Annotated in this window: 23 protein-coding genes; 14 read left to right on the top strand and 9 right to left on the bottom strand. The window is 67.9% G+C overall.

The window, feature by feature from the left end; translation table 11 throughout:
* Positions 1-89 precede the first annotated feature (89 nt).
* The 3 genes from AXW84_RS09710 to AXW84_RS09700 all read left to right on the top strand — a co-directional run bounded on the left by AXW84_RS09710 (position 90) and on the right by AXW84_RS09700 (position 1,737).
* Complete coding sequence (locus tag AXW84_RS09710; RefSeq protein WP_068232034.1) at positions 90-593, top strand: hypothetical protein; 504 nt, start codon at positions 90-92, stop codon at positions 591-593.
* Complete coding sequence (locus AXW84_RS09705; protein ID WP_157886917.1) at positions 478-1,464, top strand: hypothetical protein; 987 nt, start codon at positions 478-480, stop codon at positions 1,462-1,464. The genes AXW84_RS09710 and AXW84_RS09705 overlap by 116 nt, the downstream gene beginning before the upstream one ends.
* A gap of 75 nt (positions 1,465-1,539) precedes the next feature.
* On the top strand, positions 1,540-1,737 hold the full coding sequence (locus AXW84_RS09700) for a hypothetical protein (protein ID WP_068239190.1): 198 nt from the start codon (positions 1,540-1,542) through the stop codon (positions 1,735-1,737).
* A gap of 145 nt (positions 1,738-1,882) precedes the next feature.
* Here the strand turns inward: AXW84_RS09700 and AXW84_RS09695 are convergent, their stop codons facing one another.
* Complete coding sequence (locus AXW84_RS09695; RefSeq protein ID WP_068232028.1) at positions 1,883-2,473, bottom strand: phosphatase PAP2 family protein; 591 nt, start codon at positions 2,471-2,473, stop codon at positions 1,883-1,885.
* Entirely contained in the window at positions 2,466-3,425 is a 960-nt protein-coding gene (gene hemF, locus AXW84_RS09690) for an oxygen-dependent coproporphyrinogen oxidase (protein ID WP_236943291.1), read from the bottom strand. Before hemF ends, AXW84_RS09695 begins: the two co-directional genes overlap by 8 nt.
* 83 nt (positions 3,426-3,508) lie before the next feature.
* On the opposite strand from hemF, the gene AXW84_RS09685 reads away from it, so the two are divergent.
* The gene (locus AXW84_RS09685) at positions 3,509-5,698 is read left to right on the top strand and encodes an alpha-ketoacid dehydrogenase subunit alpha/beta (protein ID WP_082773802.1); all 2,190 of its coding nucleotides are present in this window, start codon (positions 3,509-3,511) and stop codon (positions 5,696-5,698) included.
* Between the two features lie 190 nt (positions 5,699-5,888).
* Here AXW84_RS09685 and AXW84_RS09680 read toward each other — a convergent pair whose 3' ends face one another.
* On the bottom strand, positions 5,889-8,930 hold the full coding sequence (locus tag AXW84_RS09680; protein WP_157886916.1) for a hybrid sensor histidine kinase/response regulator transcription factor: 3,042 nt from the start codon (positions 8,928-8,930) through the stop codon (positions 5,889-5,891).
* Positions 8,931-9,333: 403 nt separating this feature from the next.
* Between AXW84_RS09680 and AXW84_RS09675 the strand changes: the two genes are divergently transcribed.
* The 4 genes from AXW84_RS09675 (at position 9,334) to AXW84_RS26305 (ending at position 11,682) form a co-directional block, all read left to right on the top strand.
* Complete coding sequence (locus tag AXW84_RS09675; protein WP_068232022.1) at positions 9,334-9,702, top strand: hypothetical protein; 369 nt, start codon at positions 9,334-9,336, stop codon at positions 9,700-9,702.
* Between the two features lie 83 nt (positions 9,703-9,785).
* Positions 9,786-9,950 (top strand): hypothetical protein, encoded by a 165-nt coding sequence (locus tag AXW84_RS24740; protein ID WP_157886915.1) that lies wholly within the window; start codon positions 9,786-9,788, stop codon positions 9,948-9,950.
* 124 nt (positions 9,951-10,074) lie between these two features.
* On the top strand, positions 10,075-10,251 hold the full coding sequence (locus AXW84_RS24735) for a hypothetical protein (protein WP_157886914.1): 177 nt from the start codon (positions 10,075-10,077) through the stop codon (positions 10,249-10,251).
* A 129-nt stretch (positions 10,252-10,380) separates the two neighbouring features.
* Positions 10,381-11,682, top strand: a complete 1,302-nt coding sequence (locus AXW84_RS26305; RefSeq protein WP_068232021.1) for a vanadium-dependent haloperoxidase — start codon at positions 10,381-10,383, stop codon at positions 11,680-11,682.
* Between the two features lie 164 nt (positions 11,683-11,846).
* On the opposite strand, the gene AXW84_RS09665 is transcribed toward AXW84_RS26305, so the two are convergent.
* The 3 genes from AXW84_RS09665 to tamL form a co-directional block, all read right to left on the bottom strand.
* Positions 11,847-12,716 carry a helix-turn-helix domain-containing protein gene (locus AXW84_RS09665; RefSeq protein WP_236943290.1) on the bottom strand — a complete coding sequence of 290 codons (870 nt, stop codon included), beginning with the start codon at positions 12,714-12,716 and terminating at the stop codon, positions 11,847-11,849.
* A gap of 35 nt (positions 12,717-12,751) precedes the next feature.
* Positions 12,752-13,726, bottom strand: coding sequence for an NADP-dependent oxidoreductase (locus AXW84_RS09660; protein ID WP_068232015.1), 975 nt, complete (start codon positions 13,724-13,726; stop codon positions 12,752-12,754).
* Positions 13,727-13,934: 208 nt separating this feature from the next.
* Complete coding sequence (tamL, locus tag AXW84_RS09655) at positions 13,935-16,538, bottom strand: translocation and assembly module lipoprotein TamL (protein ID WP_157886913.1); 2,604 nt, start codon at positions 16,536-16,538, stop codon at positions 13,935-13,937.
* Here tamL and AXW84_RS09650 point away from each other — a divergent pair.
* Together AXW84_RS09650 and AXW84_RS09640 are read left to right on the top strand one after the other, a co-directional pair.
* Positions 16,529-17,287, top strand: coding sequence for a TrmH family RNA methyltransferase (locus AXW84_RS09650; RefSeq protein WP_068232010.1), 759 nt, complete (start codon positions 16,529-16,531; stop codon positions 17,285-17,287). The genes tamL and AXW84_RS09650 overlap by 10 nt on opposite strands.
* A gap of 117 nt (positions 17,288-17,404) precedes the next feature.
* Complete coding sequence (locus AXW84_RS09640; RefSeq protein ID WP_157886912.1) at positions 17,405-18,175, top strand: hypothetical protein; 771 nt, start codon at positions 17,405-17,407, stop codon at positions 18,173-18,175.
* A gap of 3 nt (positions 18,176-18,178) precedes the next feature.
* Here the strand turns inward: AXW84_RS09640 and AXW84_RS09635 are convergent, their stop codons facing one another.
* From AXW84_RS09635 to AXW84_RS09625, 3 genes are read right to left on the bottom strand one after another with little or no spacing between them, the layout of a single operon-like run.
* Complete coding sequence (locus AXW84_RS09635; protein WP_068231998.1) at positions 18,179-19,330, bottom strand: porin family protein; 1,152 nt, start codon at positions 19,328-19,330, stop codon at positions 18,179-18,181.
* A 23-nt stretch (positions 19,331-19,353) separates the two neighbouring features.
* Positions 19,354-20,436 (bottom strand): hypothetical protein, encoded by a 1,083-nt coding sequence (locus tag AXW84_RS09630; RefSeq protein WP_068231995.1) that lies wholly within the window; start codon positions 20,434-20,436, stop codon positions 19,354-19,356.
* Between the two features lie 23 nt (positions 20,437-20,459).
* Complete coding sequence (locus AXW84_RS09625) at positions 20,460-21,002, bottom strand: RNA polymerase sigma factor (RefSeq protein ID WP_068231992.1); 543 nt, start codon at positions 21,000-21,002, stop codon at positions 20,460-20,462.
* Between the two features lie 290 nt (positions 21,003-21,292).
* Between AXW84_RS09625 and AXW84_RS09620 the strand changes: the two genes are divergently transcribed.
* The 4 genes from AXW84_RS09620 to AXW84_RS09605 are packed head-to-tail and all read left to right on the top strand — an operon-like array spanning position 21,293 to position 25,978.
* On the top strand, positions 21,293-22,864 hold the full coding sequence (locus AXW84_RS09620; protein ID WP_068231986.1) for a S8 family peptidase: 1,572 nt from the start codon (positions 21,293-21,295) through the stop codon (positions 22,862-22,864).
* A 36-nt stretch (positions 22,865-22,900) separates the two neighbouring features.
* On the top strand, positions 22,901-24,211 hold the full coding sequence (locus tag AXW84_RS09615) for a hypothetical protein (protein ID WP_068231983.1): 1,311 nt from the start codon (positions 22,901-22,903) through the stop codon (positions 24,209-24,211).
* A gap of 44 nt (positions 24,212-24,255) precedes the next feature.
* Complete coding sequence (locus AXW84_RS25365; RefSeq protein ID WP_068231980.1) at positions 24,256-25,482, top strand: hypothetical protein; 1,227 nt, start codon at positions 24,256-24,258, stop codon at positions 25,480-25,482.
* Positions 25,483-25,510: 28 nt separating this feature from the next.
* Entirely contained in the window at positions 25,511-25,978 is a 468-nt protein-coding gene (locus tag AXW84_RS09605; protein ID WP_068231977.1) for a hypothetical protein, read from the top strand.
* The last annotated feature ends 106 nt before the right edge of the window (positions 25,979-26,084 follow it).

The raw sequence follows: 26,084 nt of genomic DNA, 5'->3' as shown, positions 1-26,084 counted from the left end.
CGCCGAGCGGGCCGCCTCCGCCGCGCGCGCTGCGCTACTACTATTCGCTGCGGTCGTAGCCGCGGTTCCGTCCGGTCCTTTCCTGCTTTATGAACAAACGCTACCCGTTTTTTTTGTGCTGCTGCCTGTGGCTGCTCGGCCCCGTGGCCTGGGCCCAGGCCACGGGGCCCCAGCCGGACCCGCCGGTGGTGAGCGGCGACTTCCGTGGCCTGCCCTTCGAGCAGTTCGCCCAGCGCATCGAAGCCCAAACGCCCTACCGCTTCTTTTTCAACCCCGCCACTACCGACACGGTGGTGGTGCGTCTGCAAGCCGACCGGCTGCCGCTGGTGGCCGCCCTCACGCAGGTGCTGGGGCGGGCGCGCCTGCACTTCGCCCTCGACGAGGCCACCCAGCGCGTGTTCGTGACGGCTGGCCCACCGCTGCAAACGCAGCTGCTAGCCGGCGACGCACCGGTCCTGCCAGTTGAGGAACCCGACGATGCCCCGGCCCGACGGGGCCCCCGCGCCCGGCGTGGCGGCGTACCTGTCGCTGCCCGGCCGCGCGTTTTGGTTCGACAACGCGCTGAGCCAGGCCGGAGGCCGGATGCAGTTTGAGGTGCCCAATTTCTACGGCGTGCGCAAGCTGGTGCTCCAAACCAACCCGCTGCGCGACAGCCTGTACCGCGTCGAGCTGCTGAGCCCGTTCACGGCCGGCGGTGGGGCCCCCGTGCCGGGGCTGCCGCCGCTGCCCGCCCGCTGGGCCCCGGGGCTGGCCGAGCGCCACCTGCAAGGGCAGGTGCGGCAGGTGTTTGAGGCGGCCGCGCCGCAGTTCCGGCCCGTGCCGGGCGACACGGTGGCGTTCTACGGCCGGCCCGACGAGCACTACCGGCTCGACGACTACACCCGCTTCCCCACGGTGGAGGAGGTCATGCGCGAGTACGTGCCCGGCGTGCTGGTGCGCAAGCGCAAGGACGGCTTCCACTTTCTGGTCGTCGACCGGCCCCACCACGCGGTGCTGCGCGAGAACCCGCTCACGCTCCTCGACGGCCTGCCCATCTTCGACATCAACCAGGTGATGGCCTTCGACCCGCTGAAAATCAAGGACCTCGACGTGATGGCCAGCCGCTACTTCCTGGGGCCCGCCGTGTACGACGGCGTGGTGAGCTACACCACCTACCAGGGCGACTTGGGCGGCTTCCCGCTCAACCCGCGCGCCCTGATCGAAGAGTACGAGGGCCTGCAAGTGCCGCGCGAGTTCTACGCCCCGCGCTACGACACCGAGGCCCAGCAGCGCAGCCGCTTGCCCGATTTGCGCAACCTGCTTTACTGGAACCCCGACGTGCGCCTGGCGGCCCGCCAGCCGCAGGAACTGAAGTTTTTCACCTCCGACCAAGCCGGCCGCTACCTGGTGGTGGTGCAGGCCCTGGCTCCCAACGGCCAAACCGGCAGCACCACCTTCACCTTCGAGGTGAAGCCCGCGCTCTAGCTTTAGCTCGGCAGTAACTTATTGCGGGCCATTGCGTTGCAAGAAAAATTCTTTTTTTACTTTTCCCCGCCCGCCATGTCCAGCAAACGCGAAGAAATCGAACCAACCCCCGGCGATAAGCGCTACATCCGGCGCAACAAAGACGGCGAAATCGACACGTCCGTCGATTTGAATCATTCGCTGTCGTGCGACGACAAGCACGACGCCAAAAAGACCAGCAAGCCCGGCCAGGGCGACCACGGCGACGGCCACACCGGCAGCCGCAAAAAGTAACACCGGGGGCCCCGCAGCATCAGTCGCGGGGCCCCCGGTGTTAGCAGTTATGCCAAAAGTAACTGTCAGCCATTCGTTGTCAGTGGTTAGTCAGAGCATTACTCTCTTGCTGACAACCGACAACGAATAACCGACAACTATAAACTCAGGCGCGCCCCAGGGATGCCCAGCGGCCCCGGGGCCCGGTATGCCGGCGGAAGAGTGCCGCGGCCCCCCAGCCCAGACCGGCGCCGATGAGGGCCCCGCCCAGCACGTCGGTGGGGAAGTGGGCCCCCAGGTAGATGCGGCTGTAGGAGAGGAGGATGGCCCACAGAAACACCCCCGTTTTCAGGGCCCGGTAGCGGCCGGCGGGCAGCGCGAGGAGCAGGAACACGGCCAGTGCAAAGCCGTTAGCCGCGTGCGACGACATGAAGCCGTACTGCCCGCCGCAGCCGTCGGGCAGGTACAGCTGGGCCTCCAGGGCGGGGTTGTGGCAAGGCCGCAGGCGGGCAAAAAACGGCTTGAAGAAGCGGCTCGTGATGCTGTCGGCCAGGGCCACGGCCGTCACCACCAGCGGCAGCAGCAGCAGGGCGCGCCGCCGAAAATGCCAGACCAGCCACCCGATGAGCAGGGCGTAAAACGGAAACCACACCAGGCGGTTCGAGGCGAAGGTCATCACCGCGTCGAGGGCGGGGCCCCGGGCGTGGTTCACGGCCAGCAGCAGCTGGTCGTCGAGGGAAGAGAGCGCCCTAAACATGGTCAATCCAATCGACGCCCTTGCGCAGCCAGGCCTGGGTGGTGGCCTCCGGGGTGCCGGGGGCGGGCGGGTGGGGCTGGTAGCTCCAGCCGGTGCGCGGGGGCAGGCTCATGAGAATGGACTCGGTGCGGCCCCCGGTTTCGAGGCCGAAGCGGGTGCCGCGGTCGAAGGCCAAATTAAATTCGGCGTAGCGGGCGCGGCGGATGGTTTGCCAGGCCTCTTCGGCGGGGCCGAAGGGGAGGGCGTAGTTTTCAGCCATGATTTCGGTGTAAAAAGGCCCAAACAGCTCGGCCACGTCCTTCATCAGTTGGAATAATTCCTCGGCCGTGCCGTCGGGGCCCACCGTGAGGCGGTCGAAGAAAATGCCGCCCACGCCGCGGGTTTCCTGGCGGTGGGGCAGGTAGAAGTAATCGTCGGCCCAGCGCGTGAAGCGCGGGTAGTACGCCGGGTTGTGCTGGTCGCACACCGCCTTGAGGCGCTGATGGAAGCGTTGGGCCTGGGCTTCGTCCACGTAAATGGGCGTCAAATCGATGCCGCCGCCGAACCAGGCCTCGCCGTTGCCAGCCTCGAAGTAGCGCACGTTCATGTGGACGATGGGCACGCGCGGGCTGCGCGGGTGCAGCACCAGGCTCACGCCGGTGGCGTAGAAGTGCGGGTCGGGCATGTGCAGTTGGCGGGCGGCGGCCTCGCTCATGGCGCCCCACACGGCCGAGAAGCCCACGCCGCCTTTTTCGAGGATGGCACCGTTTTCGAGCACTTTGCTGCGGCCGCCGCCGCCGCCGGGGCGCTCCCAGGCGTCGGTGCCGAAGCGGGCGGGCCCGGCGTCGGCGGCTTCGAGGTGGGCGCAGAGGCGGAGCTGGAAATCGGCCAGCCAGGCTTCAATTTCGGGGCGAACGGTGGGGGAGGTGGGCACGAGCAGGACCGGCGTGGGGCCGGGCGGGTGAAGGGGCAAAAAGTAGGGCCCCCAAAAGTACGGCCCCATCCGGTCCGGCCCCGCCGCCCGTACCTTTGGGGGGCCCACCCGCCCACCCCTGTATGCTGTCTCACCCCGCCCCGCTGGCCGTTGCCGCCGAGGACCTCACCCCCGCGATGCTGCGCCGCGCCTACGCCCTGATGCACACCGCTGCCGCCATGGCGGCGCTCTACGAAGACCAGAAAGCCGTGGCCGCCCGCTACGTGCACGCCACCGCGCGCGGCCACGAAGCCGTGCAGCTCGCCGCCGCGTTTCTGCTCTCGGAAACCGATTACGCCGCCCCGTACTACCGCGACGACGCCTTTCTGCTGGGCCTGGGCCTGCGGCCCTACGAGCTGATGCTTCAGCTGTTGGCCAAAGGCGACGACCCATTCAGCGGCGGGCGCACCTACTACGCGCACCCCTCGCTGCGGCGGCCGGGCGTGCCGGTCATGCCGCACCAAAGCTCGGCCACGGGCATGCAGGCCATTCCGGCCACCGGCATGGCCCACGCCCTGGCCTACCTGGAAGGGCAGGGCCTGCGCCCGGCCCCCGCCCTGGCCGACGCCGGGGGCCCCAACGGCGCCTGGCTGCAAGAGGCCCTGCGCCCGCTGCTGGGCACCCGCGCCGACCCCGACGAGGCCCCCGCACCGCTGCCGCCGCTGGTGCTGTGCTCCATCGGCGACGGGGCCATGACCGAGGGCGAGGTGAGCGAGGCCCTGCAAATGGCCGTGCTGCACCAGCTGCCCATCGTGTACCTGGTGCAGGACAACGACTGGGGCATCTCGGCGACCGGGCCGGAAATGCGGGCCATGGACGCCTACGAATTTGCCGCCGGCTTTCCCGGCCTGCACCGCGTGCGGGTAGACGGGGCCGACCTTATTTCCTCTTACAAAGGGCTAGCCGAGGCCTACGCCCACGTGCGCCAGCGCCGGGGCCCCGCCCTGGTGCACGCCAAGTGCCCGCTGCTGGGCCACCACACCAGCGGCGTGCGCCGCGAGTGGTACCGCGGCGACGACCTGGCCCAGCACCAAACCCAGGACCCGCTGCCCCGCCTGCACCGCCGCCTGCTGGCCGCCGGCGCCACCGAGGCCGAGCTGGCTGCCCTCGCCGCCCAGGCCCGGGTCACCGTGGCCGCCGACTGGGCCCTGGCCCTGGCCGCCCCCAACCCCGACCCGGCCACCTTCGCCGACCACGAGTTTGCCCCGCCCGCCGTGACCCAAGAGGCCGGCGAGCGGGCCCCCGCCGGCGCCGAAAAAGTGCTGATGGTGGACGCCGCCCTGCACGCCGTGGACGATATTCTGGCCGAGTTTCCCGAGGCCCTGTTTTACGGGCAGGACGTGGGCGGCGAGCTGGGCGGCGTGTTCCGCGAGGCCGCGCTGCTGGCTAAAAAGTACGGCGACAAGCGCGTCTTCAACACGCCCATTCAGGAGGCGTACATCGTGGGCAGCACGGCCGGCATGGCCGCCGTGGGGGCCCGGCCCATCGTCGAAATCCAGTTTGCCGACTACATCTGGCCTGCGCTGAACCAGCTGGTGGAGGAACTGTCGAAGTCGTGCTACCTAAGCATGGGCAAGTTCCCGGTGCCGGCGCTGATTCGGGTGCCCATCGGGGCCTACGGCGGCGGCGGTCCCTACCACTCGGGCTCCATCGAAAGCACGCTGCTCACCATCCGCGGCATCAAGGTGGTGTACCCCAGCAACGCGGCGGACATGAAAGGGCTGATGCGGGCAGCGTTTCTGGACCCGAACCCGGTCATCATGCTCGAGCACAAGGGGCTGTACTGGAGCAAGGTGCCGGGCACCGAGGAGGCCAAAACCCTGGAGCCCGCCGCCGGCTACGTCGTTCCGTTGGGCCAGGCCGCCGTGGCCCAGGCCGCCGACCCGGCGCACCTGCGCCGCGGCGACACGGCCCTGGTCATTGCCTACGGCATGGGCGTGCACTGGGCCCGCACGGCCAGCCGCGACTTCCCCGGCCGCGTCGAAATCCTCGACCTGCGCACCCTCAACCCGCTCGACTTTGCGGGGGTGCAGGCCGCCGTAGCTCGCCACGGCAAAGTGCTGGTCCTCACCGAAGAGCCGCTGATGAACTCTTTCGCCGAAAGCCTGGCCGGCCGCATCCAGCGCCACTGCTTCATGGCCCTCGACGCGCCCGTGTTCACCCTCGGGGCTGCCAACCTGCCCGCCATCCCCCTCAACGCCGAGCTGGAAAAGATGATGCTGCCCAGCGCCGCCAAAGTAGCCGAAGCGCTGGCCGAGCTGCTGGCGTTTTAGGTAGTTATCGGTGAGCGGTGGGGAGTGCGCCAAAAAGGCCGTCATGCCGAGCTTGTCGAAGCATCTCTACTGCGGCAGCATACCCAATCGATTGGATTACTTGCGCGGGAGAGATGCTTCGACAAGCTCGGCATGACGGCCTTTTTGGCGCACTCCCCACCGCTCACCGATAACTGTCAATTGCTCACCGTCAGCTGCTCACGGTGGCGGCCCGTCGGCGGGCCTCGCTTGGGGCGTAGCCGAAGTGGCGCGAGAAGCTGGTGGAGAAGTTGGCGGGGTTGCCGTAGCCTACCTGGTAGGCGGCTTCGGCCACGGTGGCCGCGCCGCTGGCCAGCAGGGCGTGGGCCCGGGTGAGGCGCACGAGGCGGATGAAGTCGCCGGGGGCCTGGCCGGTGAGGGCCTTGAGCTTGCGGTGCAGCTGGGTGCGGCTCAGGGCCAGCGTGCCAGCCAGCGTTTCCACGTCGAGGGTTTCGTCGTCGAGGGCCTGCTCCACGGCGTGCCGCACGCGCGCTAGAAACACTTCTTCCATCGTCGGCGGGTCGGGCGGGAGCGGGCTGGCCAGGCCGCGGCGGTACGCTTCCTGGAGCTGCTGGCGCCCGTGGATGAGGTTGCGCAGCTGGGCCAGCAATTCCTCGCGCTGGAAGGGCTTGGTGAGGTAGGCGTCGGCCCCGGTGTCGAGGCCCTGGAGCCGGCTGGGAAGGTCGGCCTTGGCCGTGAGCATGACGATGGGGATGTGGCTGGTGCGCTCGTCGTGCTTTAGGGCCCGGCACACACCGTAGCCGTCGAGGCGGGGCATCATAGCGTCGGTGAGCACGAGGTCGGGGAGGTGCTCGCGGGCCAGGGCCACGCCGGCTTCGCCGTTTTCGGCTTCGAGCAAGTGGTATTCGAGGGTCAATACGGCGCGCAGGTAGGCGCGCACGTCGGCGTTGTCTTCGATGAGCAGTACCAGCGGCGCTTCGGCGGGGAGGGCTGGGTCGGGGACCGGGGCCTCGGCTTCGGGCAAGGCGATGGCGGGCAACGCCGGCCCGGCCGGGGCCCCAACCCGGGCAAGTGGCACCGACTGGGCCTCGGCGGGCAGCAGCGGCAGGCGCACGGTGGCGGTGGTGCCGCGGCCCGGCGCGCTGGCCAGCGCGATGGTGCCGCCGTGCAGCTCCACCAACTCCTTGGTCAGGGCCAGGCCGATGCCGGTGCCTTCGTGCGCGCGGGTGTCGGAGGCATCGGCCTGGTAAAAGCGGTCGAACACGTGCGGCAAGTGTTCCGGGGCAATGCCGCGGCCGGTGTCGCGCACCGTCAGCTCCAGCCAGGCGGGGGTATCGGGGGGGCTGGCCACGCGCAGGCCCACCGCTACCGCGCCGGCGCTGGGCGTGAACTTGAAGGCGTTGGAAAGCAGGTTGACCAGGATTTTTTCCAGCTTATCGGCATCGAACACGGTGGGCAGCGCGGCCCGGTCGGCTTCGAACGAGTACCCGATGCCGCGCTGCTCGGCCAGCGACTCAAACGCGCCCACCAGCCCGCGCACGAAGGCCACCGCGTCGCCCGGGGCGAGGCACAGGGCATGCTGGCCGGCTTCGAGGCGGCTCAGGTCGAGCAGTTGGTTGATGAGGTGCAGCAGGCGCTGGGCATTGCGCTGCACCAGGGCGGCCTGCTGGCGGGTGGCCGGCTCGCGGGTGTCGGCCGCGATTTGGGCGGCGGGCCCCAGCATGAGCGTGAGCGGGGTGCGGAACTCGTGGGTGATGTTGGTGAAGAAGCGCGTCTTCTCCTGGTTCATCGCCCGGAGGCGGTCGGCCTGGCCGGTTATCTCGTCTTTCTGGGCGGCCAGCGCGTGGTTTTGCCGGCTGATTTCCTCGGTGCGGGCCTGCACGGTGGCTTCGAGGCGCTCGTTCTGGGCGCTGATGAGCCGGCGGCGCTCGGTTTCCTGGGCCAGGGCTTGGGCCGAAAGCCGCTCTACTTGCTGCAATTGCACCTCTAGGCTGCGGCGGGTGGCGGCAAACTCGCGGGCCAGGTACACCGACATGCACACTGGCAGCAGCAAAAAGCCGAATTGCATAGTGAGCGCATGAGCCAGCGAAGAGCCGGGAGGCCAGAGCTTAAACACGTCGTAGGTCGCCAACACCTGCACCAAGATGGTGGCCGCCACGCCCACCGCCACCAGCCCAATGCCCGGCTGCCGCCGCCGCAGGGCGCGGCCCAGCACCCGCAGCATGTCGGCCCACGGCAACACAAAAATGGCCAGCAACAACGGTTGCCGGGGCCACTCCTGGGCCTGGCTGGCGGGGTGCCAGAGCCACAAGCCCACCTGCACCGCGCGCAGCCCCAGCACCAGTGCCAGCCAGCGCCAGGGCAGGTAGCCCTCGCACACCGAGTAGAGGAAGGCCAGCAGCAAAGCGGTGTTGAGCAGGGTCGCGACCTCGAAGCCCAGCTGGAGCCCCATCAGCAAGGCCACGTCCATCTCCGTGGCGCGGAAATACACGAGCAGGCTGGTAGCCGTGAGCATGCCCGCGTAGAGGCTGAAGTAGAGGTTGGCCCGCCGGGGCCGGTAAAACAGGAACAAGAAGAAGTGCAGCAGCGCCAGCACGCCGGTTCCCGTGAGGTTTACCAGGTGCAGCGAGCGCAGGCGCATGACGCGCAGCTGCTTGGCCTGCAGGGGCCCGGCCGGGGCTACGCGCAGGGAAAAGCCGCCGTAAGGCGGCGGCCACGCCCCAAAGCGGGCGTAGCGCACGGCCAGTAGGTGCGGCCCCGCCGTGCGCAGCATAAACGGCAGCATGCGGTAGCGCGGCTCCAGGCCCCGCGTAGTCCGGGCCGTAGTGCCTACGGTGCCGAAGCTGCCCAGCCGCTGGCCGTCAAGGTATATTTCCGAAGCCCCCTGCTGCAACACGGCTAGGCCCAGCGCCTGGCCCAGCAGGGCCGGGTCGAGGGTGAAGCGCAGGCGGAAGCAGCCCGTGCCGCGCCAGCCGGGCGGCTCCTGGCCCACCAGGAAATCGGGGTTGGCCGGCCGCCAGTCCCGGTCGCTGGTGGCCGGGCTGGCCCAGCCCGGCGGCCGGCCCGGCCGGTAGCGCCAGCGCCCGGTATCGTCCAGGCGCTGCGTGGCGGCGGAGTTCACCTGCGCCGCCGTCAGGCGCAGCAGGGTGTCGGCCGCCGGGGCCCCCAGGGGCGGGGCCGCGCGGGCTGCCGGCCCTCCCAGCAGGCCGGTTCCGAAGAGCAAGACGAGGACAAGTAGGCGGTGGATTTTCATGGGCAACGGCCCCGCTGGGGCCCGGCGTGGGGAGTTGCACCAAGGAGCAGAGGGCCCCGGGATTATCCAAGTTACAAGCGGCAGAAGAATATTTAATGAAAATATATATAACAATTTAAAACAGGTTCGGCAGCGGGTAAATAAACTGGTTTTTCTGCCCCGAAAACCACAAATCCGGGCCGCGCAACTTCCCCAAACGCATTTGCAACCTGCGCAAATGCCGCCGCTCCGGGCGCACACGCTTTTGCCCTTTCCGCAAATGCCGCCCGGGGCGGGGCCCCCCTCCTTTGCAGTCGTTCAAATCGCCCACTTTTCCCGCCCCCACCGCCATGCAAGCCCGCCCGCCGCCCGGCCCCCGGCCCGTTTTTGCGCACTTTTCCCCACCCTCATATTTCCCCCAACCATGAAAACATACGCCTGCCGCTTGGCCCTTGGGCTGCTATTGCTCCTCGGTGCGCTGGCGGGCCCCGCCCGGGCCCAGGCCCCGGCGGCCCGCCCGGGCTACTGGAACGTCGAAACCAACCTTACGACCCGCGACTACACCGTCGTGCGCTTCTACGACGGCCACGACCGGCTCGTGTACGAAGAGCGGCTGGCGGGCCTCTGCCTCGACCTGGCCCGTCCCGGCCGCCGCCGCCGCCGCACCGCCCGCCAGCTCAACCACGTCTTGGCGGGCGTGCTGCGCGACCCCGCCGCCGCCGGGGCCCCCACGCTGCTGGCCCAGCAGCTCGGCCACGACCGCCGCCTGCAACGCCTGTACGCCAGCCGCTAAGCCCCTTGCCCCAACCCACTGCATTCGCCGCGCTTGTCCCCGTACGCTTCCATTTTTCTGCTTCAACCCCTCTTTCCAAAGCCATGAAAATTTTCCCGTTGCCCAACCCTGCTTCCTTGCCCGTTGCCGCCCGGTGGGGCCAGCGGCGCGCCGTGCTGCTGCTGAGCGCGCTGCTGGCCCTCCCGGGGGCCCGCGCCGCCCACGCTCAGGATACCCCGTGGCCGGGGTGTACCAGGCCCACGACCTGACCTACCGGGTCTGGGGCTGTAACCCCGCCCGCCGGCCCGGCCGGGTCGAGGTGATCGGGGCCAACGGCCGGGTCTTGTTCGAGCAGCTCACAGCTCGGCCACCAGCATCGGGGGGCTGCTCAACGTGAGCGACTTGCCGGACGGCCGCTACGCTTTTCTGGTGAGAATCGGCCGCGAGGAGCACCGTTTCGCCGTGCAGCTGCGCACCACCGAGCAGCGCCTGGCGGAGGTGAGCGGCGACCAAATGCCGGCCGGCCCGCGCCTACTCACCGCCGCCCGCCCCGCCCGCGCCGACCATTGACCAAGTGGGGGCCCCGTTCGGGCCCGGCCGCACGCCGGGCCCGAACGGGGGAAGCCCCAGCCGCCCAGGCCCGCCGCCCCGGCGCGGCAACCCCCACGTTTCTAACCACCTCTTCCAGTTGATTTTTTTATGAAAAACCTGCTTTTACTTTCCTCCATCCTGCCGTTGGCGGCGGGCATCGTGCTGGCCACGTCCTGCCAGAAAGACGTGACCGATACCCCCCCCGCCGCGGTGGCCCCCACCGCCGTGCTGGCCTGGAACCAGGCCGCCACCGTGGCTGTCACGCGCCTGACCAACCCGGCCACCGGCTTCTTTTTGCTGCCCCACCTCGAAGCGCGGGCGTACGCCATCGTGAACCTGGCCATGTACGACGCGCTGAACAACATTCAGCAAAAAAATGCCCCCTACGCTTTGCAGGGCCCCCTGGTGCCCACCGCCGCGCCCGACGCCGCGGTGGCTGCCGCCGCCCACGACGCCCTGGTGGTGCTGGTGCCCGACGAAAAAGCCTACGCCGATTCGCTCTACACGGCCACACTGGCGAAAATCGGCGACGGCACTGCCAAAACGCAGGGCGTGGCCCTGGGCCAGGCGGCGGCCAAGGCCGTGCTGGCCAAGCGGGCGAACGACGGCGCGGATGCCGCCCAAACGCCGTTCCCGATTGGCACCAACCCCGGCGACTACCAGTACACTCCCCCCTTCGACGGGCCCCCGTTCAACGGCTACTACGCCCTGGCGGGGTGGAAAGACGTGACGCCCTTCGTGCTGACGGCCGCCAACCAGTTTCGCCCCGGGCCCCCGCCGGCGCTGACGTCGGACGCCTACACCGCCGATTTTAACGAGGTGAAGGCGGTGGGCGGGGCCACCAGCGCCACCCGCACGGCCGACCAGGCCGCCAGCGCCCTGTTCTGGCTCGACAACTCGCCCCTGGCCTGGTTCCGCGTGGCCCGCGCCGCCCTGGCCACCAAGCCCGCCGATGCCTACGCCACCGTGCGGCTGCTGGCCCAGCTGCAAATGGCCGAAACCGATTCCTACATCGCCATGTGCGACGCCAAGTACGCCTACCGACGCTGGCGGCCCATCACGGCCGTGCGCCTGGCCGCCACCGACGGCAACCCCAACACCGCCCCCGACGCCGCCTGGCTGCCGCTGGCCTTCCCCAACCCGCCCGATGCCGACTACCCCTCGGGCCACGGCTCGGCGGGCGGGGCCGCCGCCGCCGTGCTGCAAAGCTTCTTCGGCACCGACGCCGTAGCGTTTGCCCTCACCAGCAACGCCGGCAAAACCCGCAGCTACACCGGCTTCGGCCAGGCGGCCGCCGAAAATTCCCTCTCGCGGATGTACGCCGGCTACCACTTCCGCACCTCCACGGCGCAGGGCCAAGCCATGGGCACCCAGGTAGGGGCCTTCGTGGTGGCCAACGCGCTGAAATAAAGCCGTTTTTCAGCGGTGCGTAGCCAAGGCCACGCGAATTTCAGGTCGTCTTTTGATCAATTTAATAAAGGTTTCTTAACTAAAAAACCGTTCAAAACAGCCCGTTATGCTGCGCTGCGCGCTGCACGACGGGCTGTTTTTATCTAATTCAGCAACAAGTCTATTTAATGAAAAGAAGCCCTGAATTCCAGCGGCGACAGGTTCGTTTTGGTTTTGAACAGCTTGCTGAACGAGGGCAAGTGCTCGAAACCCAGCCCGTACGCAATTTCGCTCACGGTTAGGGCAGTGGTCGATAATTTCTCCTTGGCCTTGGCTATCAGCTGCGCATGGATGTGCTGCTGGGTGTTTTGCCCCGTTACTACGCGCAGTAAGTTGCTTAAGTACTTGGGCGACAGGTGCAGGTGTTCGGCCACGTAGCGCACGGTGAGCAGCCCCTGTTCGGCCAAATCGGGGCGGTTGAAATACTCGTGCAGCAAGGTTTCCAGCAGTTCCAGCACCTCGTGGTTTGCTTTTTCACGGGTAATGAACTGCCGGTGATAAAACCGGTCTGCGTAATTTAATAAACTCTCCAGTTGCGAGATAATGATTTGCTTGCTAAACCGGTCAATGTTAGCGCTGTACTCCTGCTCGATTGCCAGCAGGATGGTGAGGATGGTCGCTTCTTCCTTGGCCGAAAGAAACAGGCCTTCGTAGAGCGAGTAATCCCAAAAATCGTAGCGCTCGATGGTTTTGGCCAGGGTCGTATTCCAGATAAAATCGGGGTGGATGTAGACCACCCACCCCGATTTTTTTACGGCTTCGCCTTTGTTGGCCACCGCCATGCTAAATACCTGGCTGGGCGCCATAAAAGACAGCACGCCTTCGTTGAAATCGAACGAATGCTGCCCGTATCTTGAGTAGACGTTATGCATTCGTTTAACCGAAATAGCATAAAAATCCAGCAGCATCGTCAGGGGCTCCTCGTCGTGCCAGGGCGGCACGGTGCCGATGTCGAGCACGCTGATAAGCGGATGTTGCGGTTTGGGCAACTTCATAAATTCGTGGAATTCGCTGATCGTTTTGAGGTGCTTCATGCCGGCTCGTCTTCTTTCCTTATTTCCAAGATAAGCTTGCCGCGCACGTGCCAAGTGGCGCTTTCGCGGTGGGCGGCCGCCACTTGCTCCAGCGGAAACACCTGGCTGACAAAAACGGTTACCTGGCCCGCTTCAATGAGCTGGGTAATTTCGGCTAGCCAATCCTGCCGGGGCTGGTTGGCCGAGAGCTCGCCGGTGGCGCGTTTCCGGGCCAGGGCGGCCAGCACTTCCTCGTTAAACGGGAAATCCAGGTTGACGCTGACGAGAACGCCGCCTTCCTTCAATACGGTCACCGCTTTCAGGCGCTCGGCGTTGTCGCGCTGGGGCGAGGCCTCCAGCACCACGTCCACGTCGTGCACCAGCTCTTCAAACCGCTGGCTGCGGTAGTCAAGCACTTCGTCGGCCCCCAACTGCTTGAGGTACTCCAGGTTGCCGGCCGACGCGAGGCCAATCACGTAGGCCCCTTTGGCTTTGGCAAACTGCACGGCGAAGCTGCCCACGCCCCCCGAAGCGCCTTGGATGAGCACGCGCTGGCCGGGCCGCAGCTTCCCGTGCTCGAAGAGGGCCGTCCAGGCCGTGAGGCCCGCCAGCGGCACCCCAGCCGCTTCGGTGAAGCGCATGTTCCGGGGCTTGGGGGCAAACTGGCTGGCTTTGGCAGCGCAATACTCCGCGTAGCTGCCGTCGCCGGGGAAATTGGGTTGCCCGTACACGGCGTCGCCTTTCTGAAAGCCGGTTACCGCGCTGCCGATTTCCTCGACTGTGCCGGCTGCGTCCCAGCCCGGGGTCATCGGCAGGGTGAGGAAGGAGCGCAGCGCCTCGTTGCCACCTTCCCGCACCACCCAGTCCACCGGGTTTACGCCGCTGGCGTACAGCTTAATTAAAATCTCGTCTGCCGCCGGCACCGGGCGCGCGACGTCTTCCAGTTGCAGGACCTCCGGGCCCCCAAAGGCGTGAATTCTGATTGCTTTCATAAGGAGTTTTTTCGTTTTGTTGACAACACAAAGGTCATCCCCGCCCGAAAGGCCGGCTTAACCAAAACGCCCTTTGTCTTAGCCAAAAAGACCGCGCGCCGGGGCCCTATCCGCTTACCCAGCCCCGCCACTGGGGCCCCAAAAGAATGCGCCACGGCGCACCGGCAGCACCCCGAAGCCCGCGGCGCCGCGGCCAACCGGGCGGTGCTTAAAACGGGTAGCCGATGCCCAGGTTGAAGGCCGGCTCGTGCTCGCTGTCCTTGTAGAAGCGCTTGATGGCCCAGCGCGCGTCGGCCGGGGCGCTGGGGTCGTACACCTTGGCGGCCACGTCGAGGCGCAGGATGAGGAAGGTGAAATCGAGGCGCACGCCCACGCCCGAGCCCACGGCAAACTGCTTCAGGAAGGAATTGAACGCGAACTGGGCCCCCGGCCGTTGGGGGTCAGCCGTCACGGTCCATGTGTTGCCGTAATCAGTGAATATGGCTCCCTTCACGAACGAGTACACCGGGAAGCGGTACTCGACGCTGCCTTCGAGCAGCAGCTCGCCGGGCTGCTCCGAGTTGTAGTCGCGCACCACGCTGCCATCGGGGTTCGTGGTGGTGGGCGAGAAGCCGCCGATGCCCAGGCGCCGCGGCTTCCAGGCGCGCACGCTGTTGCTGCCCCCGGCAAACAGGTACTTGTCGTAGGCCACGGTGTAGCGCCCGGCGGTGGGGGTGAGGGCATGCACCAGGCCCCCGTTGAAGCGGTACACCAGGAACGTGTTGGGCGAGAGCTTGTGGTAGCGGCGGTAGTCGGCCGTGATTTTGGCGAAGTTGTACACCGCCACCGCCGTGTCGTACCAGGCCGCGTGGCGGTAAAGGTCGCGGGTGAGGCCCCCCACCTCCACGAACAGGCGGAAGTAGCGCGCGTCGCGGGTTTCGTTGAAGTCGTTGGAGTTGAAGAGCGACGAGGCCGCCATGCTCGGCTCGTAGATGCGCCGAAACGACTGGTACAGCGGCGAGCCGTCGCGGATGCGCAGCGTGTCGAGCCGCTGCTGAAAATCCTGGCTGATGGACGTGGTGTTCACCACGTTCTGCACCACCGGCGAAATCACGAACTGGTGAAACGCCGAGCGCTGCCAGATGTAGTCGTAGGTCAGCTCCACGTTGGTGCGCGTGTACTCGGGCCGGCTCACGTAGGTGTCGGACAGCGAGAAGCGCGTGCGCGGGCTGTAGCGCGAGAAGTCGCGGCTGATGCGGAACGGCACCAGAAACTGGGGCAGCACCAGCGCCGCCGTGGCCCCAAACAAGGCTGTGTATTCGGGCCGGGCCGTGGCGCGGTTGTACTGGCCCTCGAAGCCCACGCGCGTGCTCAGCTCCAGCACCTCGGCCCCGCCGAAGGGGTTGCGCGTTTTGAAGCGCACGTTCACGAAGGGCCCCACGAGGTTGGCCACGTAGGTGCCGCCAAACTCGGTGCTTTCCTGGAACTTGGGGGCCGGCGTGGCCGTCACCACCGCGTCGAGCAGGCCGGTGGCCGTGCTGTCGGCCCCGGCGGCGCCCTCCACGTTGCGGTAGGTCACGGGGTTGAAGCGGAACATGTCGAGGTTGGCGAACTGGCGCTGCGTGAGCTGGGTGCGCGGCAGGCTGTAGAGCTGGCCCGGGCGCACGGCCACCTTGCCCGCCAGCAGCCGCGGGCTGTAGCGCTGCTGAAACGCGGCGAAGTGCACCGAGTCCACCACCGTCGTGTCGAGGCGGGGCCCCCGCTGGGGGCGGGCCCGCTGCCCAGTGCCGGCCCGGCGCAGGGTGTCGGCCACGGCCACGCGCAGCGAGCGGCCCACCCCGGCGTCGGTGATGACCGTGACTTGGCGCAGCGTGTACACGCGGTGGCTCAGGCCGGGGCCCGGGTTGGCGATGTTGGTGCGCAGGCGCACGGTGAAGGCCTGGTAGCTGGTGTCGGCCTCCAGGGTGATGTAGGCCTGGCGGAAATCGTAGTAGCCGTTGCTCTTGAGCAGCGTTTCGAGGCGGGTGCGCTCCTGGCCGATGGCGTCCTCGTTGTAGCGGTCGCCCACGTGCAGCAGGCTGGCGCCCTGGCCGCGCGCCACCACGGCCGCCACCCCCGAGTCGGGAATGCTGGCCGTGAGCTGACTCACCACGAACGGGGCCCCCTGGCGCACGCGGTAGCGCACCGTCACGCGGCGGTAGAGCTTGGCGCGGTCGGCTGAATCGGCGGCGGCGCGGCGGCCGGCCAGCAGCCGCAGCAGCAGGTTGTGGCGGTAGCGGGCCGTGTCGGTGGCCAGCACCCGGGCCCGGAAGTAGCCCTGGCTGCGCAGGTAGGTCGTCATCTGCTCCACCGAGCGGCGGGTGCTGGCCGAGTCGTAAATGACCGGGGCCTCGCCCAGGCGCATGATGGCGTTGCCCTTGTCGAGCACCAGCTGCTTGCGGTTGAGCTTGCGCTCGCGGCGGTTGAGTAACTGGCCCAGCTTGGCCGAGTCGTCGCCGGCAGCCAGGCGGCGCTTTTCAAAGTCCTGGCGGATGGCCGCCAGTTGCCGGCGGGTGCGCACCGAGTCGTAAAAGCGGTTTCCTAGCAGGTAGATGGCTAACTTGGGCAGCGGAAAGCGGGTGTTGGGCTTTTGCTGGGCCAAGGCCACGAGGCGGTCCTGGTCGGCGCGGTCGGCGCCCACCACCTCCATTTTGCTGAGCAGGCGCTGGCCGGGGCGCAGCAGCTTCAGCGGCGAGCACGCCGCCAGGGCGGCCGCGGCGGCCAGCAGCAGCGCTGCCCCGGCCCGCCAGGGCCCCCGGCCGCCAAGTTTCGTTACGAAGAACAATGATTTCAAAAGCCCAAGCCAAATACGTGCAGTCGCTGCACCAAAAAAAGTACCGCCAGCGCCACGGTGCCTTCCTCGTCGAGGGGGGCAAAAGCGTGCTGGAGCTGCTAAGTTCCGGGGTAGAAACCGAAACCGTGTTCTGCACCCCCGAATTTGCCGACCAAAACCGCGCCAAATTGGCCCCCGGCCCGCTCCCCGTGCTCGTCAGCGAAGCTGAATTGGCCCAGGTGAGCACCCTGGCCACCAACACCACGGCCCTGGCCGTGGCCCGCCGCCCGCCCGAGGCCCCGCTGCCGCCCACCCTGCCGCTGGGGGCCCTGGTGCTGGCCCTCGACGAAGTGCGCGACCCCGGCAACCTGGGCACGCTCATCCGGCTGGCCGACTGGTACGGCCTGCCGGGCCTGGTGCTCAGCGACACCTGCGCCGACCCCTGGGCCCCCAAAACCGTGGCCGCCACCATGGGCAGCTTCGCCCGGGTCCGCATCTGGCCGCGCCCGCTGGCCGCGTGGCTGGGGGCCCTGCCCGCCGGCACCGCCATCTACGGGGCCGACCTGCACGGCGCCAACGTGCACCGCGCCGCCCTGGCCCCGGCCGGCGTGCTCGTCATGGGCTCTGAGTCGCACGGCCTCACGCCGGCCGTGGCCGCCTGCCTCACCCAACGCCTGCACATCCCGCGGGGCCCCAGCGGCGGCGCCGAAAGCCTGAACGTGGCCGTGTCGGCCGCCATTTTGCTGGATAATTTTTTCCGGGGAGAATAGGGATCGGAAGACTGTACCTTGCCGCTAATTCACCCGAGACAGCTCATCGTGGTCTGGTAAATGCGCAAGTTTCATTTTGCTTAATCTCTTCTCAACCGGACCATCGTAAGCCTCAATATGGCCTCCCTCATCCAAGCTTGGCAGAATTTTTCTCCCTCTCATTTTCCACGCCTCCTTGCCGGTGACGAAGCACTGGATGCCGACGAAGAGCGGATAGCCAAACACCGTAATTACAAGGATTTTATTGAGTCCCTCGACTTTGGCAGCCAGTCGACTAAATTTCATTTGAATCTACTGCCACAGCCGTTTGTGGGTAATTTGTCTCAAGCTTCAATTTTTATTTTAATGCTGAATCCCGGATTTAGTCCGGGAGATTATTACGCTTTGGAAAAGGAGCCTGAGTATGCCGCCGCTATCGAGCGTAACCTAGCGCAGCAAAATGCAGCGGACTCATATCCTTTCTTCTTCTTGAATCCTCAATTTGCATGGACAGCCGGTGGGCAATGGTGGAGGTCAAAGTTTCGTGCTATCGCCGAAGAACTTGCGAGACGCACTAATATTCCCTTGCAGCAGGCGTTCCAGCGCATCAGCCGGCACGTTGCCTGCTTGGAAATGTATCCTTATCATTCGCAAGGCTTTAAAAAACCTGGATTCAAACTCAAATCAAAAGAGCTGATGTGCCAATACGTAAAAGACGTAATCGTTCCGCGGGCACAGTCAAAAGAAGCATTAATCATTGCAATGCGCCAGGCGAAGGCATGGGCGTTGCCAAAAGACTCAAAAAACATCATCTCCTTCGGTGCTGTGCAAGCGCGGGGTGCTCATCTGACGTTGAATGAACAAGGCGGAGGCCTTGCAATCGTTGAACGACTGCAAGGCCTCTCCTAAAAACTAATTCCCGAACAGGCGCAGGCCGAAGCTGACGACTTGCGTGTCGGGGCCCTGGCCGGCTTTGAAGAGCGGGTTCAGGTTGTACTTGGCGAACAGGGTGAGGTCGCCGTAGCCGATGGTGCCTTGCAGGCCGTACTGGAAGTCTTCGAGGTTGTAGCTGCTGTGGTCCTTGTCCTTGTAGGTGGTGCCGTCGGTGGTGTACTTAAGCTTGGTCCAGGAGCCGAGGCGGTAGCCCACGAAGCCCCCGGCGGCGAGGGCAAACGTGGGCCGGTAGTGGGCGTCGTGCAGCTTGAGCTGGAGCATGAGCGGCAGGTTCACGGTGGCGGTGGCCAGCTTGGTTTTGTCGTACTGGCGGGTGGGGTTGGTTTCGTTCACCACGCTGGTGATGTTGTTCTGGTTCACCCACTTGTTGTTGCCGTTCAGCATGTAGTTGTTGAAGGCAAACTCGGGGCCCAGTACCAAATACATCGGGCTGCGCTTGCCGCCCAGGCGCTGGGAATAGTCAAAGCCCAAGTTGACGTAGCGCGAGCCGCCGGGGCGCAGGTCCACAGCCGACTGGCCGGCGCCGGGGTGCTGGTTGGCCAGCGCGTTCAGGCCCAGGTCGAGTATAAAGTTGGCGTCGTGGTTGTTGTTGCGCTCGTAGTTCTTGGCGCGCGAGGAGTCGCGGTGGGCTTCGCGCTCGGCGCGGTTAGCGCCGGGCGTGGGGTTGATTTTTACGCTCCGGTTACCGTCGGCGTCGGTATCGACCTTGATTTTGAAGGCCTTGTTCAGGGCCACGTCCACGCGCTTGGCGTTGGGGTTTTGCTTGTGGGTAGTGATGCGGATCTGCTCGGGCAGGCGCTGGCCGGGGGTGTCCTTGTCGGGATAAAACTCCAGCGTCACCTGCTCGGTTTTGGCCGTTTTGGCCGCCGCTTCGGCCTGGGCAATGTAGCCGGCCAGGCGCACCGTGAGCGAGTCGAGGTGGTACTGGGGCAGCTCGCGCAACTGGGCCGCGTCGCGCACCAGCAGCGTGAGGGTGGCCTGGTTGGGCAGACGCACCACAATGGTGTCGGCGGGGGCCGGGGCCCCGGGCAGCCGGGCGGCGCGGGCAGTAGCAGGCGCGGCGGCGCAGGCAGCGGCGAAGAGGAGCAGGGTGAAGAAGGAGCGTTTCATGGCGTAGGATGGCAATAGCAAGGTTAGAGTCGAATGGTGCGGGATAGGGTGCGGCCGCCCAGGTTGGCTTGGAGCGTGAGGTTTTCGGGCAGGCCGGTGGCCTCGGCCAGGCTCACCCGCTCGCCCCGCACCACGTGGCGGGCTTGGCGGAGCAAGCCCCCCAACACGCGGCGGCCAACGGGCCGGTCGTCGTCATCAGAAAAGGTTTCGGCCGAGGCCACCGCCGCCACGGGGGCCGGGGCGGCGCTGCCGCGGTGCACTTCAACCTCAATCACCGCTGCTGCGCTGGCCGGCGCAGTTGCGGGGGTGGGGGCCACGGCCAGGGCCCCCGCGTCCGGGAGCTTGGCGCCGCGCGGCGCCGGGGCAAGCGCGTCCGGGGCCCCGGACCGCGCCGGCCCCGGTTGGGCCGCTACTGAAGTGGAATTCGCCGCCCGTTTGGTGGCCGATGAACCGCTAGATGCCAGCACCGCGGACCGGGTTGCCCGGCGTGAAAAATTATTTTTAGCAGCGGCCAACGCAGCCGTTTTCGTGGCCTGCACCCGGCCGGGGCCCGGTTGGCCCGTGGCCGCCCGCGCAACCCGTGGCGCGGTGGTCGCCGGTGCAGCCGCAGTAGCCAGGGCATCTTTGGGGCCCCCAGTAGCGGTGGCTACGGCGTTTTGCTTGCCGCTTTCGGTGGGGCGCAGGGGCACGGCTGCCGGGCGGGTGGCCGAGGCCGGGCGCGTGCCGGGGGCCCCGGAGCGGGCTACCAATGCGGTACCGAGGCGCAGGCCCGCGGCGTAGCGCCACAGCAGCCCGGCGCCGCCGGCTACCAGCAGCAGGGCCACCACTGCGGCCAGGGCCTGGGGCCACCAGGCGGTCGCGCGCCGCCGGTGCGGTAGGCGCAGGTGCTCGTCCTCCAGCCGCTCCCAGAGGTGGCGGCCGGGCGGGGTGGCGTGGGCGGCCAACCCGGCGCGGAAAAGCTCGTCGAGGCGAGCGTCATCGGCGGCGGGTGGGGCCCCGGCGGCATCGGCCGCGTCGGCCAGGCGGGCCCACAGCGCCGGGTCGGGCGGGGTGGCGTGCCCGTCGAGGCCGTCGCGGAATAAATCGTCAATATTTTCGGGAAGCATATAGCGGAATGTTAAAAAGCGGATTAGTAGGCCACGGCGGCGGCCTGGCCCACGCGGCGCTGCAACAGGGCCCGGGCCTTGCTGAGCTGCGACTTGCTGGTGCCCTCCGAAATGCCCAGGAGCTCGGCGATTTCCTGGTGGCCGTAGCCCTCCAGGGCGTAGAGGTTGAACACGGTGCGGTAGCCGGCGGGCAGCTCGGCCAGCAGGGCCAGCAGGTCGTCGGCCTGGAGTTGGGTGTCGGCCGTGGCGGGGGTGCTGGCCAGGTTTTCGGGCTGCGCGAAGTCGTCGAACGAGAGCGTGAGCGGCTCGCGGCGGCGCAGCTCCATCAGGGCCCGGTTCACCATGATGCGGCGCACCCAGCCCTCGAAGCTGCCCTCGCCGCGGTAAGTGGGCAGGGCCCTAAACATTTGGGCAAAGCCCAGCAGCAGGGCTTCTTCGGCGTCTTCGCGGCGGCGCAGGTAGCGGCGGCACACCGTCAGCATGAGGCCCGCCAGGCGCTCGTAGAGCAGGCGCTGGGCGCGGGGCTCGCCCCGCTGGCAGGCGGCAATCAGGTCAGCTTCGGTCACGGCAGAAAGGTAGAGAAGGGCAGCGGCAAGGGGGGGTGGGCGCGGTAGATGCGGAAAAGACGCCGGGGGTTGCCCAGCGAAAAAAATAATTTTTCGACCCCCAGGTTCGCTGGGTAGGGCCCGAAAACCAACGGACGTCCGACCCAAAGTCGGCTAAATATTAAAATATATGAATTTAATTTATAACTTACCCAATGTAATCAACCCCTGCCTTCGCCGGCGGGGCCCCGAGCGTCCTCGTTCTGGCCGCCCGGGGCCCCGCCTGGTCCTTATTTTTTTCGCCCGCGCCCATGGCCGATTCCCCGCAAAAGAAGCCGGAAAAAAAGCTGTTCGACCCGGCGAACCTGGCCCAAACCGTCATCGCCGTGCCGCTGCTCCAGCAGATAGCGGCCCAGCGCCCGGCTTCCCCCGGCCGCAAGCGCGGGGCCCCGCCCGCCGCGCCCCGGCCGCTGGCCGTCATCATCGACCTGAACCTGGAGTACCCGGGGGGCCGCGCCGAAGCGCTGAAGTGGGTGCTGGCCGCCCTCGACGACCTCGGGCCGCCCGCCGGCCCCGGGCAAGCGCCGGCCGGCCAGGCCGCCGGCCGGCACCCCAAGAACCAGTACAGCCAGCAATACCTGTTCGTGCGCCTCGACGCCGCCGTGATCGAGGCGCTGGTGGCCCGCGACCGGGACCGCAACAGCGGCGGGCCCCTGCAAACGGACACTACCCGCGTGGGGCCCAAGGCCATTTACCGCATCTGGCCCGACTTCCCCATCCGGGGCCTGCTCAATCGCTCGCTCTCGACGGTGAAGGGCGACGCGGCCCACGCCTCGTACGCGGCCTTCGGGGCCGGCATTGTGTGGGCCGTGCTCGACTCGGGCATCGACGGCGCGCACCCGCACTTCGCCACCTACCACAACCTCGACCTGCCGCTGCCGCTCCGGCACATTGACTTCACCGGCGACGGCGACGGCAGCGCGGACGCCGCCCTGCGCGACGGCAAGGGCCACGGCACCCACGTGGCGGGCATCATCGCCGGCGCGTGGCCCCCGGACGGGGCCCCGCTGCAGGCCTTCAACCGGCGGCGCGACGAGCAGGGCGAAATCGACTACGTGCCGGTGGACGCCAAGCGCATCACCGGCATCGCGCCCCAGTGCAAGCTCGTGAGCCTGAAGGTGATGGACGACCAGGGCGCGGGCGAGGCCAGCAACCTCATCGCCGCCATCGGCCTGATCCAGGAAATCAACGGCTACGGCCGCCGGCTGCTCATCCACGGCGCGAACCTGAGCGTGGGCTACGAATTCGACCCCGAGTGGTTTGCCTGCGGCCAAAGCCCGCTGTGCGTGGAGGTGAACCGCCTGGTGCGCTCGGGGGTGGCGGTGGTGGTGGCGGCCGGCAACACCGGCTACGGGGCCGAGCAAAGCCAGTTCAACGGCACCGTATCGGCGGGCATGGGCCTGACCATCAACGACCCCGGCAACGCCGACCTGGCCCTCACCGTGGGGTCCACGCACCGCGACATGCCCCACGTGTACGGCGTGTCGTACTTCTCCTCGAAGGGCCCCACCGGCGACGGCCGCGTCAAGCCCGACCTGGTGGCCCCGGGCGAAAAAATCCTGTCCTGCGCCGCCGGCACCGCCCTGGCGGAGATGCAAGCCAAGGGCCGCCCCTGCGACTACGTGGAGGACAGCGGCACGAGCATGGCGGCCCCCCACGTGTCGGGGGCCATCGCGGCCTTCCTGTCCATCCGGCGCGAGTTCGTGGGCGAGCCCGAGAAAGTGAAGGACCTGTTCACCGCCTCGGCCACCGACCTCAAGCGCGAGCGCCACTTCCAGGGCGCCGGCCTCGTGGACCTGATGCGGGCCATCCAATCCGTCTGACACCCCCACCACCCCTTGTTTTTCAGCTTTCAGCTTATGGAAACCGTGCAAGGCTTTGCCTTCTTCCCGATGGAATTCACCAAGGACGGGCTGGTGTTCGACCCGGCCCAGGTGCAGGCCCTGCTCGCCGGGCTCCGGGCGCAGCCGTTTACCGACCTGCTGGTGCTTGCGCACGGCTGGAACAACGACCTGGACGACGCCCGGTCGCTGTACGGCCGGCTGCTGGCCCAGCTCCGGCAGGCCCTCGACGCCCGCGCCGTGCCCGGCCTCGGCCCGCGCACTTTTGCCGTGGTGGGGGTGCTGTGGCCGTCGAAGAAGTTCGCCGACGCCGACGTGATTGCCAGCGGGGCCGCCGGGGCCAATTCGCCCATTACCACCGCGCTGCTGGCCACCGCCCTCGCCCGCCTCCGCGGCGCCTTCGACGCCCCCGACGCCGACCAGAAGCTGGACCAGGCCCAGGCCCTGCTGGCCCGGCTGGAAGACAGCCCCGCCGCCCAGGACGCCTTTGCCGAGCTGCTGCGGGCCCTGGTGCCCGGGGCCGAGGCCTCGCCCGACGTCGACGCGAGCGGCGCCTACCACGCGCTGCCGGGCCGCGACCTCATCGGCCACCTGGCCAAGCCGCTGCCGGCGGCGGTGCTGCCCCCGGGCCCCCGGGCGGGCGCGCCCGCTGCGGGCCACGTGGCGGGGCTGGGGCAGTTCTTCGGCGGCATCAAGGCCGGGGCCCTGAACCTGCTCAACTACACCACCTACTACCAGATGAAGGAGCGGGCCGGCCGGGTGGGCCGCGACGGCCTGCGTCCGGTGCTGCAAGCGGTGCGCCAGCAGCAGCCCGGCCTCAAGCTGCACCTGGCCGGCCACAGCTTCGGGGGGCGCGTGGTAACGGCCGCCGCCGCGGGCCCCGACGGCCAGCCCGTGCTCCCGGTCGATACGCTCACGCTGCTCCAGGCCGCTTTTTCGCACTACGGCTTCTCCGATAATTACGACGGCACCCACCCCGGCTTCTTCCGCTCGGTGCTGGCCCAGCGCGCCGTGCGGGGCCCCGTGCTCATCACCCATTCGGCCCACGACTCGGCCGTGGGCACCATGTACCCGCTGGCCTCGATGCTGGCCCACCAGGTGGCGTCGGGTTTGGGCGACGCGAACGACAAGTACGGCGGCATGGGCCGCAACGGGGCCCAGAAAACCCCCGAAGCCGCCGAGGGGCCCCTGCTGGGCGTGGGCGCGGGCTACGCCTTCGCGCCGGGCAAAGTGTTCAACCTCAACGCCGACGCCGTCATCCAGGAGCACTCCGACATCTGCCACCCCGAGGTAGCCTACGCCCTGCTCCAGGCCATTGCCACCACGTAGGGCCCCCGCCTGCCCCGAACCCCTCACTTTAACGCTGCGTGCCGATGACAGCCCGTACTTGTACTTGGTGGAAATGGCTGGCCGCCGTGCGGGCGGCCGGGGCAGCCGCGCTGCTGCTGGCCGCCAGTGCCGGCCCGGGGCGGGCGCAGCCCGCGGCCCGGCCGCGCATCCAGGCGGCGACGCCCGTTACCGGGCAGCTGCTCATCCGGGGACACGTGGCCGGCCAGGATGCCCGCGCCGTGGCGGGGGCCGCCGTGGTGCTCGTGGGCACGGCCCTGAGCACCACCACCAGCGCCAGCGGCGATTTCGCGCTGGCCGTGCCCGCGGCCGTGGTGGGCAAGCTGCCCGCCGACGCGCCCGTGCGCCTGCTGCTGACGTACCCGGGCTACGCGGCCCGCGGGGTGGAGCTGGCCCCGCGCCCGGTTGATTTGGTGGGCATCGCGCAGCTAACGGTGACGGTTGGGCCCGGGGCAGTGCAGGTAATGCGCACACCTACCAAGCGGCCCCCGCTCGCGGGGGTGATTCTGCCGTTCCCGCCGCCGCCGTCCCCGCCGCCGCCGTCCCCGCCGCCGCCGTCCCCGCCGCCGCCGTCCCCGCCGCCGCCGTCCCCGCCGCCGCCGTCCCCGCCGCCGCCGCCTCCTGCGCCACCTCCTGCGCCGCCGCCACCAACGTCTCCGGCGGCGGAAGTACTCCCAGTGCCTGCGTTTCCCTGGCCGCCGCCCCACCCGTCGGCGTTCTGCGTGCTGCCCGGACGGTTTACGGCGGGCGTGCGGCAGCTCAGCGGAATAGATGCCCGCCTGCGCCGGGCCCTGGCCAAGGCCCGGTTTCACGACCCGGCCTACTACAGCATTCCGGAGGGCTTTGCCATGGTGACGCGCATCGAGCAGCTCGACGGAAAAGACGACCCCTTGCCCGAGCCCAACCGCTGGGCCCCCGACGAAGTGGCCGGCAGCAGCCTGGCCGACTTCTTGAGCCACTTGGTGCGCGCCCACACCGGGCGGTTCCGGGTAGTGGTGTTTGCCGTGACGGCCCGCGCATTTGCCCCCGCCGCCGATACGGCCAGCAAGGCGCAAGCCATGGCGTGGCTCCGGTACGGCATGGCCTACCTGCCGGCCGCCCTCGGCCGCCTGCCCTGGACCGCCGACTCGCACTGCACGGCCCTGGTGTACGAATTTGAGAAACCAGAAAACCGCGCCGCCGCGCTGGTCGAAACCAGCCGGTTCAGCGGGCAGCAGCACCTGGCCAAGGCCGGCATCGTCCTCGTGCCTTGAGGCCATTGGCTCTTAACCCCTTCTCCTCATGTCCGATACCCTCCCCAAAACCCAGGCGCGGCGCCGGTTGGCCGCCCTCTGGTTCGGCATGGCCGCGTTGCCCACGCTGCTGCTCGGCTACAACACCTTACAGGGCCGTTTCGACGACCCAGCGGCCATTTGGCAGTGGTACAGCCCGTTTCTGTTTCCCACGCTGCTGCTCATCATCGGCACGCTGCGCGCGTCCGAAACCGCCGAGGCGCCGGCCGTTAGCAGCACCTTTTACTTCCGGGTGTGCTGGGGCTTGTCGTTTTTCTACGGCCTGTGCCTGTGGGGGGCCCTGGCGCTGGGCCTGCAAAACCAGGCCGACAGCACCCGCCAGCTGCTCGACAGCCTGAAGCTGGCGGGCCTCCTGCTCACCGCCGTTCAAAGCCTGGTGAGCCTGGTGAGCCTGGCGCTGGCCGGCTTCTTCGTGGCCGCGTCGCCCGCCGTGGCCCCGGTGCGCAAAGCAGCGTAGGAAAGTAGGGGTGATAGATGCGGAGAAGGCACGCCGGGTGGCCCGGGGCAGGGAAGATATTTCCTCCTTGGACAAGGCCCATTTTCTGGCCAAATTGACACAAATG

Source organism: Hymenobacter sp. PAMC 26628 (assembly GCF_001562275.1).
Taxonomy (GTDB): Bacteria; Bacteroidota; Bacteroidia; order Cytophagales; family Hymenobacteraceae; genus Hymenobacter.
The sequence above is the reverse complement of the archived record's forward strand: the minus strand, read 5'-3'. Positions and strand labels throughout refer to the sequence as shown.

What these genes read in the sequence shown, in the direction of transcription:
- AXW84_RS09710 (WP_068232034.1), top strand. Translation starts at nt 90, where the DNA reads ATGAACAAACGCTACCCGTTTTTTTTGTGCTGCTGCCTGTGGCTGCTC.
- AXW84_RS09705 (WP_157886917.1), top strand. Translation starts at nt 478, where the DNA reads ATGCCCCGGCCCGACGGGGCCCCCGCGCCCGGCGTGGCGGCGTACCTG.
- AXW84_RS09700 (WP_068239190.1), top strand. Translation starts at nt 1,540, where the DNA reads ATGTCCAGCAAACGCGAAGAAATCGAACCAACCCCCGGCGATAAGCGC.
- AXW84_RS09695 (WP_068232028.1), bottom strand. Translation starts at nt 2,473, where the DNA reads ATGTTTAGGGCGCTCTCTTCCCTCGACGACCAGCTGCTGCTGGCCGTG.
- AXW84_RS09685 (WP_082773802.1), top strand. Translation starts at nt 3,509, where the DNA reads ATGCTGTCTCACCCCGCCCCGCTGGCCGTTGCCGCCGAGGACCTCACC.
- AXW84_RS09680 (WP_157886916.1), bottom strand. Translation starts at nt 8,930, where the DNA reads ATGAAAATCCACCGCCTACTTGTCCTCGTCTTGCTCTTCGGAACCGGC.
- AXW84_RS09675 (WP_068232022.1), top strand. Translation starts at nt 9,334, where the DNA reads ATGAAAACATACGCCTGCCGCTTGGCCCTTGGGCTGCTATTGCTCCTC.
- AXW84_RS24740 (WP_157886915.1), top strand. Translation starts at nt 9,786, where the DNA reads ATGAAAATTTTCCCGTTGCCCAACCCTGCTTCCTTGCCCGTTGCCGCC.
- AXW84_RS26305 (WP_068232021.1), top strand. Translation starts at nt 10,381, where the DNA reads ATGAAAAACCTGCTTTTACTTTCCTCCATCCTGCCGTTGGCGGCGGGC.
- AXW84_RS09665 (WP_236943290.1), bottom strand. Translation starts at nt 12,716, where the DNA reads ATGAAGTTGCCCAAACCGCAACATCCGCTTATCAGCGTGCTCGACATC.
- AXW84_RS09660 (WP_068232015.1), bottom strand. Translation starts at nt 13,726, where the DNA reads ATGAAAGCAATCAGAATTCACGCCTTTGGGGGCCCGGAGGTCCTGCAA.
- AXW84_RS09650 (WP_068232010.1), top strand. Translation starts at nt 16,529, where the DNA reads ATGATTTCAAAAGCCCAAGCCAAATACGTGCAGTCGCTGCACCAAAAA.
- AXW84_RS09640 (WP_157886912.1), top strand. Translation starts at nt 17,405, where the DNA reads ATGGCCTCCCTCATCCAAGCTTGGCAGAATTTTTCTCCCTCTCATTTT.
- AXW84_RS09635 (WP_068231998.1), bottom strand. Translation starts at nt 19,330, where the DNA reads ATGAAACGCTCCTTCTTCACCCTGCTCCTCTTCGCCGCTGCCTGCGCC.
- AXW84_RS09630 (WP_068231995.1), bottom strand. Translation starts at nt 20,436, where the DNA reads ATGCTTCCCGAAAATATTGACGATTTATTCCGCGACGGCCTCGACGGG.
- AXW84_RS09620 (WP_068231986.1), top strand. Translation starts at nt 21,293, where the DNA reads ATGGCCGATTCCCCGCAAAAGAAGCCGGAAAAAAAGCTGTTCGACCCG.
- AXW84_RS09615 (WP_068231983.1), top strand. Translation starts at nt 22,901, where the DNA reads ATGGAAACCGTGCAAGGCTTTGCCTTCTTCCCGATGGAATTCACCAAG.
- AXW84_RS25365 (WP_068231980.1), top strand. Translation starts at nt 24,256, where the DNA reads ATGACAGCCCGTACTTGTACTTGGTGGAAATGGCTGGCCGCCGTGCGG.
- AXW84_RS09605 (WP_068231977.1), top strand. Translation starts at nt 25,511, where the DNA reads ATGTCCGATACCCTCCCCAAAACCCAGGCGCGGCGCCGGTTGGCCGCC.